This is a genomic window from Neorhizobium alkalisoli, assembly GCF_002968635.1.
GTDB classification, from domain to species: domain Bacteria; phylum Pseudomonadota; class Alphaproteobacteria; order Rhizobiales; family Rhizobiaceae; genus Neorhizobium; species Neorhizobium alkalisoli.
The window spans coordinates 15,524-26,885 of the sequence record NZ_PVBN01000014.1; the positions used below are offsets into that span (position 1 = coordinate 15,524).

General features: G+C 62.4%; 12 protein-coding genes and 1 pseudogene. 4 read left to right on the top strand and 9 right to left on the bottom strand.

Annotated features, from left to right (window positions below):
- Positions 1 to 80: 80 nt before the first annotated feature.
- Both C5L13_RS24375 and C5L13_RS24380 read right to left on the bottom strand, forming a co-directional pair.
- On the bottom strand, positions 81 to 1,055 hold the full coding sequence (locus C5L13_RS24375) for a pyridoxamine 5'-phosphate oxidase family protein (RefSeq protein WP_105385874.1): 975 nt from the start codon (positions 1,053 to 1,055) through the stop codon (positions 81 to 83).
- Positions 1,056 to 1,065: 10 nt separating this feature from the next.
- Positions 1,066 to 1,677: a glutathione S-transferase family protein gene (locus C5L13_RS24380; RefSeq protein ID WP_105385875.1), complete on the bottom strand. Its 612-nt coding sequence runs from the start codon at positions 1,675 to 1,677 to the stop codon at positions 1,066 to 1,068.
- A gap of 113 nt (positions 1,678 to 1,790) precedes the next feature.
- On the opposite strand from C5L13_RS24380, the gene C5L13_RS24385 reads away from it, so the two are divergent.
- Positions 1,791 to 2,699 (top strand): LysR family transcriptional regulator, encoded by a 909-nt coding sequence (locus C5L13_RS24385; RefSeq protein ID WP_105385876.1) that lies wholly within the window; start codon positions 1,791 to 1,793, stop codon positions 2,697 to 2,699.
- Positions 2,700 to 2,729: 30 nt separating this feature from the next.
- Here C5L13_RS24385 and C5L13_RS24390 read toward each other — a convergent pair whose 3' ends face one another.
- The 3 genes and pseudogenes from C5L13_RS24390 to C5L13_RS24400 all read right to left on the bottom strand — a co-directional run bounded on the left by C5L13_RS24390 (position 2,730) and on the right by C5L13_RS24400 (position 4,635).
- The gene (locus C5L13_RS24390; protein WP_105385877.1) at positions 2,730 to 3,443 is read right to left on the bottom strand and encodes a tellurite resistance TerB family protein; all 714 of its coding nucleotides are present in this window, start codon (positions 3,441 to 3,443) and stop codon (positions 2,730 to 2,732) included.
- Positions 3,444 to 3,560: 117 nt separating this feature from the next.
- A pseudogene (locus C5L13_RS24395) lies at positions 3,561 to 3,940 on the bottom strand (GFA family protein).
- Positions 3,941 to 3,984: 44 nt separating this feature from the next.
- Positions 3,985 to 4,635: a 2-dehydro-3-deoxy-phosphogluconate aldolase gene (locus C5L13_RS24400; protein ID WP_105385991.1), complete on the bottom strand. Its 651-nt coding sequence runs from the start codon at positions 4,633 to 4,635 to the stop codon at positions 3,985 to 3,987.
- Between the two features lie 168 nt (positions 4,636 to 4,803).
- Here C5L13_RS24400 and C5L13_RS24405 point away from each other — a divergent pair, with 168 nt between their 5' ends.
- The 3 genes from C5L13_RS24405 to trhO are packed head-to-tail and all read left to right on the top strand — an operon-like array spanning position 4,804 to position 7,224.
- Positions 4,804 to 5,301: a CYTH domain-containing protein gene (locus C5L13_RS24405; protein ID WP_105385878.1), complete on the top strand. Its 498-nt coding sequence runs from the start codon at positions 4,804 to 4,806 to the stop codon at positions 5,299 to 5,301.
- Positions 5,276 to 6,256 (top strand): CHAD domain-containing protein, encoded by a 981-nt coding sequence (locus C5L13_RS24410; protein ID WP_105385879.1) that lies wholly within the window; start codon positions 5,276 to 5,278, stop codon positions 6,254 to 6,256. Before C5L13_RS24405 ends, C5L13_RS24410 begins: the two co-directional genes overlap by 26 nt.
- 23 nt (positions 6,257 to 6,279) lie before the next feature.
- Positions 6,280 to 7,224 carry an oxygen-dependent tRNA uridine(34) hydroxylase TrhO gene (trhO, locus tag C5L13_RS24415; RefSeq protein WP_105385880.1) on the top strand — a complete coding sequence of 315 codons (945 nt, stop codon included), beginning with the start codon at positions 6,280 to 6,282 and terminating at the stop codon, positions 7,222 to 7,224.
- 8 nt (positions 7,225 to 7,232) lie between these two features.
- On the opposite strand, the gene C5L13_RS24420 is transcribed toward trhO, so the two are convergent.
- From C5L13_RS24420 to C5L13_RS24435, 4 genes are all read right to left on the bottom strand, one after another.
- Positions 7,233 to 7,574 carry a nucleoside triphosphate pyrophosphohydrolase family protein gene (locus tag C5L13_RS24420; protein ID WP_245571458.1) on the bottom strand — a complete coding sequence of 114 codons (342 nt, stop codon included), beginning with the start codon at positions 7,572 to 7,574 and terminating at the stop codon, positions 7,233 to 7,235.
- Between the two features lie 87 nt (positions 7,575 to 7,661).
- The gene (locus C5L13_RS24425; RefSeq protein ID WP_105385881.1) at positions 7,662 to 8,054 is read right to left on the bottom strand and encodes a GFA family protein; all 393 of its coding nucleotides are present in this window, start codon (positions 8,052 to 8,054) and stop codon (positions 7,662 to 7,664) included.
- 192 nt (positions 8,055 to 8,246) lie between these two features.
- Positions 8,247 to 10,442, bottom strand: a complete 2,196-nt coding sequence (locus tag C5L13_RS24430) for a bifunctional diguanylate cyclase/phosphodiesterase (protein WP_105385882.1) — start codon at positions 10,440 to 10,442, stop codon at positions 8,247 to 8,249.
- A gap of 113 nt (positions 10,443 to 10,555) precedes the next feature.
- On the bottom strand, positions 10,556 to 11,332 hold the full coding sequence (locus C5L13_RS24435; protein ID WP_105385883.1) for a MetQ/NlpA family ABC transporter substrate-binding protein: 777 nt from the start codon (positions 11,330 to 11,332) through the stop codon (positions 10,556 to 10,558).
- Between the last annotated feature and the right edge of the window lie 30 nt (positions 11,333 to 11,362).

The following is an 11,362-nucleotide window of genomic DNA, read 5'->3' on the forward strand; positions in this document are numbered from 1 at the left end:
AGGCTTAGGCCAGCGCAAGGGGAAAGGCAACGGGGCCTCCGATCGCCCGCCGAGCGGCTGGGGCCGAAGGGGAGCGAATTCTACCGCCGCGGTTGATCGAGGCCGCTCCGCCAGCTGCCGGTCGCCAATGCGAAGGGCGACCACTCCTCAAGCTCGTAGCGAATGGGCAGGGCATCGGCCCGCCAGACGAGCCTGCGTGGGCGGAACCGCCAATAGCGTTCGGCGCCTTCAAGCTGTTGGCCTTCCGGATGATCGAAGAGCAATTCGGCGTCGCCGGTCATCTGCAGCAGGCCGCCCGTCGAGAAGTCCGTAAAAACAAGCCCTGCACGCGGATTGATCGCGATATTGCCAAGTGTGTTGAAGAAGCGGTTGCCGACGAAATCGGGTATCGTCAGCCAGCCGTCGTCCCCCACATGCACGAAGCCCGACCGGCCGCCGCGATGGGAGACGTCGACCTGACGCTCGCCCGAAAGATCGGCATAGGTCGCGACGAAAAAGGTATCCGCCTGCCGCACGAGAGCAAGCGCGGCTCCTTCGAGCGTGGAGCTTTCTCGCGGGGGCACGACGGAAGGCTTTTCCGGCTCGCGGACGAACCGGACCTGCCGAAGCTGGATATATTTCGGGCAATTGCCGAAGCTCTGCTGGACAGAAAGATCGAAGCCTCCGGCATGCCGGCGTAGTGTCCCGTTCAACCGGTTGCGGCGGCGGGTGCCGAGATCGATGCCGAGAAGTGCCAGAGACGCCCCGTCATCCATGCCGGTTTCGGCTGGATCGGTAAAATCCCTTTCCAGATCGACGGAAAGCCTGGCGGAATCCGGCGCATGGAGAAAACCCGGCAGACCGGCACGAAGGGTGGCCCAGACGTCGCCGTCCGGATCCACGGCTCCCAACACCGCCATCGGCAGCAGAGGATAAAATTCCCGATGCTGATCGATCAGGTGGCCGCGCAACACGTGGCGCCCGACCTCGTCCATCCGCGCTTCCACGCCAAGCCGCGTCTGGAGAGCGATTTCGCCGTGATGCCATGGCGAGGGAGGCAGGATCGGGCTGTCCATGGGTTACTCCTCAGGCTGCAAGGCCAACCGGCGTCTTCTGGAAATCGACAAAGCCCGGCAGCGCCTCGACACGATCCAGCCAGGCGCGGATATTCGCATAGTCTGCGAGGTCCACGTCCCCTTCCGGAGCGCGCGCCACGTAGCTGTAAAGGGCGATGTCGGCGATGGTCGGGCCTTCGGATGCGATCCAGTATCGGCCGTCCAACTCGGTCTCGATCAGGGCCAGAATGGCGTGGGAACGAGGAATGACCTCCTCCGGGCGATATGGCGCCTTGAATACGGTTATGAGCCGCGCCTGAGCCGGTCCATGGGCGATCTGCCCGGCGGCAACCGACAGCCACCGCTGGACCGCGGCAGCGCCCCTGGCGTCCTCGGGGAGCCAGTCTTTTCGTCCGGCCTTCTTCGCAAGATAGACGAGAATGGCATTGGAATCGCAGACGATGGTACCGTTGTCGTCAAGTACCGGAACCTGGCCGAACGGGTTCAGCTTGAGGAAGTCGGCCTGCTTGTGCTCCCCCTTCGAAAGATCGACGAAGACCAGCTCGTGATCGATGCCGAGCAGCGACAGAAAGAGCCGCGCACGATGCGCATGGCCCGACAGCGGATGGTAGTAGAGCTTCATCAGAGCCTCCTGAATGCAGTGACCTCGCCATAGTGATTGTTAAGCGATTCGTTGGTAAGATAGAAAAACGGCACTGAACAATTTCAAAAACTGAAATAATAAGCGGAGGCTCTATGGACCGGTGGCAGGCGATGCGGGTGTTCGTGCAGGTGGTGGACAGCGGCGGGTTCGCCCCGGCCGCCAAGCTCCTGCATATGAGCCCTCCCTCGGTGACGCGGGCGGTGGCCGGGCTCGAGGACCTGATCGGCACGCGTCTTCTCGTCCGCACGACCCGCTCGTTGAAGCTGACTGCGGCGGGCGAAGGTTATGTCGCCGATTGCCGCCGTATCCTCGCGGAAATCGCGGAGGCGGAAGCCAATGCGGCAGGCAGTTTCACGCAGCCGGCCGGTTTGCTCACCGTCACCGCACCCGCGCTTTTCGGGCGCATTCATGTGCTGCCCATTATTCTGGAGTTCCTGAACCGTTATCCCGCCATGCAGGTGAGAACCGTCTTCGTGGACCGGGTCACCAATCTCGTGGAAGAGGGCCTGGACGTCGCCGTCCGCATCGCCACTCTGCCGGCCTCCGGCCTGATTGCCCGCCGGGTCGGATCGATCAGGCAGGTGCTTTGCGGCTCGCCTGACTATTTCGCCCGCCGTGGCGAACCGGAAAAGCCGGCGGATCTGGCGAGCCACGCCATCATCGGGCGCGACGGACTGTTCGGGCACTCCGAATGGCTGTTCGGCAAGGACAGCAGCATCCGCGTGCCGGTGAGCCCCAGGCTCATCTGCAACACGAACGACGCGGCGATCGCCGCAGCGGTGGCGGGCTGGGGCCTATCCCGGTTCCAGTCCTATCAGGTCGCTCCGGAAATCGAAGCGGGCCGCCTCAGGATCGTGCTTGCGGAATACGAGCGCGAACCGGTGCCGATCCATATCGTGCACGCGGAGGGACGAATGGTTTCGGCCCGCGTGCGGGCCTTCGTCGACTTCGCCGTCGAGCACTTTCGACGGCGGGCCGGCATGGATGCGGGAGCCGCATGAGCAAGGTGAGGTTTGGAGCGGTCCTTCCGCTCAGACCTTCACTTTCGCTGCCGAGACCGTCGCGTCGATATGATCGATCAGCGCATCCGGCAGGCCGAGGCGACCGGCAAGCAGATCGAGATAGCCGCGTTCGGCGCGGGTATCGGGATCGATCGTCACCCGGGTCGCGGTATACAGCTCGACCTTCTGTTCCTCGGTGCCGGCCGCTGCGATCAGATCATCCATGTCGACCGGGTTGGAGAGTTCCTGTTCGATGAAGGCTTCGGCCTCCGAACCGAGGTCGACCGCATGTACCTTGTCCATGATATTGGCCCGCTCGGCCGCATCGATATGGCCGTCCGCTTTGGCGGCGGCGATCATGGCGCGCACCAACGTCAGTGCAAAATCATTGCTGAGCTGCGACGACTGCGGGCTGAACGGCGAGTCGGCCGGCGGCGCAAGCAGAGGCGTTTCGGCCTGCGGTGCCGGCTGCGGAACCGCCTCCGGCGACTGGCCGGACTTGTAGTTCTTGTAGGCGAGATAACCGAGACCGGCGATCGCCGCGATGCCGCCGACGGTCGCGACATTGCCGGCGAGGTTGCGGCCGGTCTTCGTGCCGAGGAGTGCGGCAACGATCGCGCCGGTCGCCATCGGATTGTTCTTCGCAAGCTGGGTCGCCTGCCCTGCCCTGTCCTTCACGCTTCCCGACATGCCGGGTATCTGCGATCCCAGAAATTGGTCCAGAAGCTTTTTCGCGTCGAACATCGTCATCTCCCTGTTTGTGTTCCCGGGAAGATAGGAATGCGATTGTGAAATTACAAAGACGGGTACTGGCGCCAGATGCCGCCGGAGGCCTGCGAATGCCGCAACGGAAGGTGGCCGTTATTGCGCGTGCTGCGGCAATCCGTCGGTGATGTCGTAGTAGTCGCCCTTGTCGGCCACGAAGATATGCATGCGCAACTGCGTCCTCGTCGCCGTGTCGAAAGCGCCCATCGCTACGGCGATCCAGTCCCTCTGCGGCGGGTCCCAGAACAGCGAAGAACCGCAGGTGGTGCAAAAACCCGCCTGACCTTCTCGGAAGACTGATACCAGCCGACATTCTCAGCGCCATGAACCGTCAGTCGATCCTTCGGCACATCGGTGGACGCGAAATAGTGGCCGGAATGCTTGCGGCATTTGGAGCAGTGGCAGGCATCCGGCGCGGAGAGTTCCCCCTCGACCTCGAAGGTCACCGCGCCGCAGAGGCATGAACCCTTGTGCATGCCGGCCCCTCCCGAGCGACACGCCGACCTCGGAATGAAGCCGACTAGGCCTTCAGCGCCGCCGCTTCCGAAGCGAGCTTGGTGATGCCCGCCCAATCGCCGGCCGCGACAAGCTCCTTCGGCGCGACCCACGAACCGCCGACGCAGACGACGTTCGGCAGCGAGAGATAATCGTTGGCGTTTTTCAGCGATACGCCGCCGGTCGGGCAGAAGAGCGTGCCGGCAAGCGGCGAGGACAGCGCCTTGAGGTAAGGCGCACCGCCAGCCTGCTCGGCGGGGAAAAATTTCATGACGCTGTAGCCCGCTTCGCGCAGCGCCATGACTTCGCTCGCGGTCGCCGCACCCGGCAGCAGCGGGACATCGGAAGCATCTGCCGCAGCCGCAATGCCCGGCGTCACGCCGGGGCTGACGATGAAGGTCGAGCCCGCCCTGACGGCCGCATCGAAATCCCTGGCGTTCAGGATGGTGCCTGCGCCGACATTGGCGCCTTCGACTTCGGCGGCGACGGCCTTGACCGCATCAAGGGCGGCGGGCGTGCGCATGGTGATCTCGATCGCCCTGAGGCCACCAGCCACGAGCGCCCGGGCGAGCCCCACGGCCGATTTCACATCGTCGACGATCAGCACCGGCACCACCGGCTGCAGTTTCAGGATGGAAAGCAGCTTTTCGGTCTTGCTTTCGGTCTGGCCGGCCATGGCGATCATCTCCGCTAAAACGATTGAAATCTCGGGGTGGGAGATAACGCCCAAGTCCGTCATTGTCGAGAAAAAATGCCGTGCGCCGGCCAAGTGGGTTTGCCAAAATGCGAGTTTGCACTAGGGTTGCGGAAGGGTTGCAAAAGTTCCCGAGCAAGACAGGCGGCCATGGCCAAGGAAATCGAACGCAAGTTTCTGGTGACCGGCGACGGCTGGCGCTCCGAAGTCTCGTCATCTTCCAATTTTCTGCAGGCCTATATCGCCTCCGGCGACGATCGCTCGGTGCGCATCCGCATCATGGACGGCAAGCGCGCCAAACTCACCATCAAGATCGGCGCGAGCCTGATTGCCCGCGACGAGTTCGAATACGAAATCCCGCTCGCCGATGCCGAGGAGATGGCGAAAACCGCCGTCGGCGTGGTCTTGGAAAAGACCCGGCACGAGGTCAGGCATGCCGGCTATGTCTGGGAGGTGGATGTCTATGACGGTGCCTACAAGGGGCTTGTGGTGGCCGAAGTCGAAATGGAGGACGAGAAGGCGAACCCGGAACTGCCGGACTGGCTGGGAAAAGAAGTCACCGGCGACCGGCGCTATTCCAACCTCGTCATGGCAACCGAAGATCTGAGCGCGGAGCTGGCCGATGGCTTATCGTCTGCAACCCGCTAAACGCTTCACGGCCGAATTTTGCTCGGTGGCGGAAAGCCAGATCACCCGCGCGATCCATCTGCTCGAAGAACAGCCGGGCGGCCCGCACGAGGCGGTACACGATGCCCGCAAACGCTTCAAGCGGGTGCGCGCCCTCTATCGGTTGATCCAGTCCGACGCCAGCGAGTTCCGCCGGCAGGAAAACGCCCGCATCCGCGACATGGCGCAGACACTCTCCGCGGTCCGAGATGCGACCGCGCTGGTCGAAACGGTCAACTACCTCGCGGAACATGCGACCTCGCCGGAAAAACTCGCAGCGCTGACGGTGGCGTCGAAGGCACTGACGGAACGGCGCGACCGGATCGCTTCCGAAGAACACGATCTCCCCGCCAAGATGGCGGCGGCGATCGCGACCTGCAGGGAAGCTATTGCCGCGCTTGGAGAACTCGACCTCGACGACGACCCGCGCAAGACGGCGAAACGCCTTGCCACGGCCTGGAAGAAACAGCGGTTGAGGGCGCTCGCGGCACTTGCCGCCTGCGAGGAACATGCCGACGCCGAAGTCTATCATGACCTGCGCAAAAGCGGGCAGACCTACTGGATGCACCTGTCGCTGCTCGGCCCGATCTGGCCTTCGGCAATGCTTGCCAAGCAGATGCAGGCAAAGGAACTCGTGGACCTGCTCGGCCACGAGCACGATCTTTCGGTGCTGACGGGGCTAGTCAATGAAAGCCCCGAGCTTTTCGGCGACAGCGGCACGCTGGCCCTCGTCCTCGGCGCCATCATCGCCCGCCAGCAGACGCTCCGCCATGAAGCGGTCGAAAGGGCGCACGAGGTCTTCGCCGATGGTGCGGAGACCGAAAGCGCCCTGATCCGCCTCCTTTGGGAGAGAGCGGCAACCGCACCGCGAAAGGCAAAAAGCCACAGGGCGAAATTCAACGGCAAGGTCGACAAAGAAAGCGCGTTGCGCGGATAGTCGCGAAGCTGTATTTCAGCGCCATGACAGACAATCTTGCTTTATCGCGCCCGGAAACATCCGGCGCCTTTCTCGTAGCCGCGCTCTATCATTTTGCGCGCTTCGACCGGTTTGAGAGTTTTCGCGAACCGCTGCAGGCCTTCTGCGACGAGCACGGCATCAGGGGAACGCTGCTTATTGCCCGCGAAGGCATCAACGGCACCGTTGCCGGCTCCGACGAGGCCATCAGGGGTCTCCTCGCCTATCTCCGAGCACAGCCGGAATTTGAAAAGCTGGAGCACAAGGAAAGCCGCGCCTCCAAGATGCCTTTCCTGCGAATGAAGGTGCGGCCGAAAAAGGAAATCGTCACCATGGGCGTCGAGGACATCGACCCCAACCGGATCGTCGGCACCTATGTGGAGCCGAAGGACTGGAATGCCCTGATTTCCGACCCCGAAACGATCATCATCGACACCCGCAACGACTACGAAACGGCGATCGGCATCTTCCAGGGCGCAGTCGATCCCAAGACCAAGACGTTTCGCGAGTTTCCCGACTGGGTGAAAAACAACGAAGGCCTGCACAACAAGCCGAAGATCGCCATGTACTGCACCGGCGGCATCCGCTGCGAAAAGGCGACGGCCTTCATGAAGGAACAGGGCTTCGACGAGGTCTATCACCTCAAGGGTGGCATCCTGAAATATCTCGAGGACGTGCCCGCGGAAGAAAGCCTCTGGGAGGGCGCATGCTTCGTCTTCGACGAGCGCGTCTCGGTGGAGCATGGCCTGAAGGAAGGCAATCACAAGCTCTGCCACGCCTGCCGCAACCCGATCACGGCGGAAGAGGTCACCTCACCCCATTACGAGGAAGGGGTCTCCTGTTCGCACTGCTACGACACCCGCACGGAAGAAGACCGCGAGCGCTACCGGCAACGGCAGCACCAGATCGCCCTCGCCAAGAAGCGCGGCCAGAAGCATATCGGCGGGTGAGGGAGCTACTACTCCTCGATGCTATCAAGCTCCAAGTATCGATCCAGATGTCGTAGCCACTTCCGCTCGACGGCGGCTTCAATGTCGATATCATTCACGCGCAGATAGAGTACAAATTGCCCGAACAAATCGGCCGCTTCGTTTTCCAAAGCTTCGCGGGTGCCGCCCGATCCATCGGCGTTCGCTCGGGCCTGTCCGTTTATGAGCAGATGCTCAGCGGTGAGTTCCCCAAGCTCCTCTGTCAGTTTGAGCAGATACCAATCCGGGGTGCGCGTGATGTTGTGCACCCGTGCGTAAAGCTCTCCGACGCGACCGATGCGATCGCTTAATTCGCCGAATGTCGCAGTCATTCCCTGCCACCCTGATCTTTTCTAAACCCATGCCAAGTGGTTTAGCAGGTGCTTGCGACAGGATCGTTGCGGGGCATTCTCCGAAACCTACTCCTCGAAGCGGCTCTCGGCGTCGCGATCGCGGTCGTATCGTCGTTTGAGCGGAAACGGCGGCAACCAGGATTCGCGACGGATGGTCCAGAGTTCGTAGGTCGGCATCAACTGGTCAGGAGCATCCAGGGAGCCCAGGTTCACTTCGATTTCGTCGGCAGAGCGTGCGAAAACGGACGAGCCGCAATGGGGGCAGAAAAATCGCCCCCCATAGTCGCGCGTTTCGCCATCGATCGTCACCGCATCCTGGGGAAAGATCGCGGACGCGTGGAAAAGGGCTCCATGATGCTTGCGGCAGTCGAGACAGTGGCAAAGGCCGACCCGGTACGGGGAGCCCGACGCCACGATCCGGACTTTGCCGCACAGGCAACCACCCGTAAACCGGTCCATGCTGCGTCTCCTTCAAAATCGGGCGGGCAGATGGCTGCAACGAACAAGGCTGCCCACGCCGCCGGATCACAATATGCGCGCCCGGGATGAACGCAATATCCGCTTCCGGCGGAAAGCATTCCGCTACCATCTCAACCAGCTCGACATCCCTGTGTTGAGGAAGCGAACTTCCCGGCAGGAAATAGGCCGGGCTCAGGCCGCGCTCGCCCCGTCCGGCATCCGGCCGCCGCGATAGATGCTGTCGATCTCTTCCGCCGACATGGGCTTGCCGAACAGATAACCCTGCAGTTCGTCGCAACCGCTGAGCCTCAGCGCCAGCGCCTGGTTCCTCGTCTCGACGCCTTCGGCCGTGACGGGGATGTTGAGCGACCGGGCAAGCGCGACGGTCGCCTGCAGCGTGTCCATCGCGGTACCGCCCTCGTCCAGTGCATGCACCATCGACTTGTCGATCTTCATCCGATGAAAGCCGAACTGACGGAGATATCCGACGCTCGAAAAACCCGCGCCGAAGTCATCGAGCGCGATCTTTACCCCGAGGTGTTTCAGCTTGGCGAGCGCGGCGCGGGCGCGCGACGGGTTCTGGATGAAGTAGCCCTCGGTCATTTCCAGCGTCAGGCGCGACGGATCGGTGCCTGTCTTGCGGAAGACGGAACCGACATGCAGCGCGAAGGCCGGATCGCGGAACTGGCCCGGCGAAATGTTGACGGCGAGTTTCAGCTCCGGCCACTGCGCCAGCGTCTCGCAGGCGCGATGCAGCACGAACAGGCCGAGCTGGTCGATCAGGCCGGTGGACTCGGCGATCGGAATGAAGACGTCCGGCGGAACCGGCCCGTATCCCCTTCGGTTCCAGCGCGCCAGCGCCTCCACCCCGATCAGCCTCCAGGTGGCCGCGTCGACGACGGGCTGGTAGACCACGTGCAGCTCGCGCCGTTCGATGGCAATCCTGAGGTCGACTTCGAGCTGGTTGCGCTCTTCGCGCTCGGCATCCATTTCGGGATGGAAATATTCGGTGCGGCCGCCGCCGCCATCCTTGGCGCGATACATGGCCATATCGGCATGGCGCACCAGTTCCTCTCCCGAAACCTTGCCATTGGGCGACACCGCTACCCCGATGCTCGTGCCGATCGTTGCGACCCGCTCGCCGATCAGGAAGGGTTCGTCGAAGAACCCCAGGATGCGGTCGCTGATCACCTCCACGACCTTGGCGACCTCCCCGGTGGACAGCGCAATGGCAAACTCGTCGCCGCCGACGCGAGCGAGAACCGTGTTCTCTCCCACCAGCGTCTTGAGGCCCGCAGCCACACCGCGGATCAGCTTGTCGCCGGTGGCGTGGCCATAGGCGTCGTTGACCTCCTTGAAGCCATCGAGATCGAGATAGAGCAGCACCACATGGCCGTGCTTGCGGCGGCTCTCCGCCACCAGATCGCCGAGTGCGGCAAAAAAGCCGGCCCGGTTCAAGAGCCCGCTCAACCGGTCGGTCATGGCGAGATGCCGCGCCGCCGCCTCGTCGGTTGCCAGGCGGTTCAACGTCTTGCTGCCGCTGACGAAAAGCAGCAGGAAGAACAGGCCGACCATCACAAGAGCGCCGTAGACAAGCGGCCGTACTTCGGAATAGCCGAGATTTCCCGGCAGGCGCGACTGCCAGACGAGCCGCTGCAGCAGCCTTCCATGCATGTTGCGCAGCTCCACCACATTCGGCGTCGTCTCCCCCGCATCGGCAAAACGCAGGCCGTCGATGACATAGGTCTCGGCAAGCTTCTCGACCTTTGCAGCATCAAGGTGGCGCGCGAAGATGAGGAAACGCCGGCCCTCGTGCGGCTGCTCCAACTGCCCCTCCTTGGGGCGGATCAGAGCCACGCCGACCGCCGCAACACCGGTTTTCGTCTGCACGAAGGCCGAGGCTTCCGGCAGCGTTTCGGGTCCTGCTGAACTTGCCGTGTCGAACATGGTCCATAGGGAGGAATCGAAATAGTCGCGCGGTACCCAGGAAGCAGGCGCCCCGTCCTGATACGACATCACGACGTTCTGATCCTTGTCCATGACGATTGCGACATCGAAGAGATCGCTGTTGGAGGTCATGTCGCCGTAGTTGCTGATGATCCAGCTCTGGTCACCGGCATAGACGAACTGCGCAGCGTCGTCCCAGGCCGCATAATCGTTCAGCGTCGCATGAAGCTGACTGCGGAACGTCTGGATGGCGCCGGAGGTCGTTTCGCGCGAGCGCGCGTCGTCCGCACGGTTGGCGTAGTCGGCGATGCGGTCGAGTGCGGTCAGGATGAAGATCGTCACCAAGACGACGACGATCGCGAATGCGAACAGCATCGACGTCACGGCAGAACGACGGCCGACAGAAACGGTGCGCCGAAAACGTGACGAAAGAAGCGGCATGGAAGACCTCGTTGGGTCCTACATCTTTCGCGGGTATTCCTTCAGATAGCGTTAAAAAGAAAGGCCGGACCTCCTACGGGAGGCCCGGTCCACAAGAATTTTCTGAAATTCAATTACCAGGCGGCGATGACGGCGCCCTTGAACTGGGTGTTGACGAATTCCTTCACCTCGACGCTGTGATAAGCTTCGAGCAGCGTCTTCAACCAGGCAGCATCCTTGTCCTTGGACTTGACGGCGATGACGTTGATGTATGGCGCCTTCTCGCCTTCGCGGGCGATCGGATCCGTCTTCGGGTTGAGGCCGGCCTCGAGCGCATAGTTGGTGTTGATGACGGAAGCATCGACGTCATCCAGCGAGCGCGGAAGCTGGGCGGCGTCCAGTTCGGCGAACTCGATCTTCTTCGGGTTCTCCGTCACATCGGCCGGACCGATCTTCAGACCCTTGGCGGCATTGACCTTGATGAGGCCCTGGTCGGCGAGGATCAGCAGCGCACGGCCGCCATTGGTCGGGTCGTTCGGGATGGCGACGGTTGCGCCTTCCTTCAGTTCGCCGAGGCTTTTGACCTTCTTGGAATAGACGCCCATCGGGAAGTTGACGGTCTGGGCGACGCTGACGATATCGAACTTCCGGTCGGTGACCTGGTTGTCGAGATAGGGTTTGTGCTGGAAGGAGTTGGCATTCAGCTCGCCATCCGCCAGCGCCTGGTTGGGCACGACGTAGTCGGAGAATTCGAGGATCTCGATATTGAGGCCCTTGCCGGCCGCAATTTCCTTCACCTTTTCCATGATCTGGGCATGCGGACCGGGCGTCACGCCGATCTTGATGTCTTCGGCGAGCGCCGGAGCGACGGCGAAGGCGGCAAGTGCCGCGGCGATAATGAGCTTCTTCATGAGTGTCTCCTTTGGTTTGGTCTTTTCCAG

Bases quoted from the DNA above. Each gene is read 5' to 3' on its own strand.
- C5L13_RS24430 (WP_105385882.1), bottom strand. From the start codon at position 10,442: ATGCCGCTTCTTTCGTCACGTTTTCGGCGCACCGTTTCTGTCGGCCGT.
- C5L13_RS24385 (WP_105385876.1), top strand. From the start codon at position 1,791: ATGGACCGGTGGCAGGCGATGCGGGTGTTCGTGCAGGTGGTGGACAGC.
- C5L13_RS24400 (WP_105385991.1), bottom strand. From the start codon at position 4,635: ATGGCCGGCCAGACCGAAAGCAAGACCGAAAAGCTGCTTTCCATCCTG.
- C5L13_RS24375 (WP_105385874.1), bottom strand. From the start codon at position 1,055: ATGGACAGCCCGATCCTGCCTCCCTCGCCATGGCATCACGGCGAAATC.
- C5L13_RS24425 (WP_105385881.1), bottom strand. From the start codon at position 8,054: ATGGACCGGTTTACGGGTGGTTGCCTGTGCGGCAAAGTCCGGATCGTG.
- C5L13_RS24410 (WP_105385879.1), top strand. From the start codon at position 5,276: ATGGCTTATCGTCTGCAACCCGCTAAACGCTTCACGGCCGAATTTTGC.
- C5L13_RS24380 (WP_105385875.1), bottom strand. From the start codon at position 1,677: ATGAAGCTCTACTACCATCCGCTGTCGGGCCATGCGCATCGTGCGCGG.
- C5L13_RS24435 (WP_105385883.1), bottom strand. From the start codon at position 11,332: ATGAAGAAGCTCATTATCGCCGCGGCACTTGCCGCCTTCGCCGTCGCT.
- C5L13_RS24390 (WP_105385877.1), bottom strand. From the start codon at position 3,443: ATGTTCGACGCGAAAAAGCTTCTGGACCAATTTCTGGGATCGCAGATA.
- C5L13_RS24405 (WP_105385878.1), top strand. From the start codon at position 4,804: ATGGCCAAGGAAATCGAACGCAAGTTTCTGGTGACCGGCGACGGCTGG.
- C5L13_RS24420 (WP_245571458.1), bottom strand. From the start codon at position 7,574: ATGACTGCGACATTCGGCGAATTAAGCGATCGCATCGGTCGCGTCGGA.
- trhO (WP_105385880.1), top strand. From the start codon at position 6,280: ATGACAGACAATCTTGCTTTATCGCGCCCGGAAACATCCGGCGCCTTT.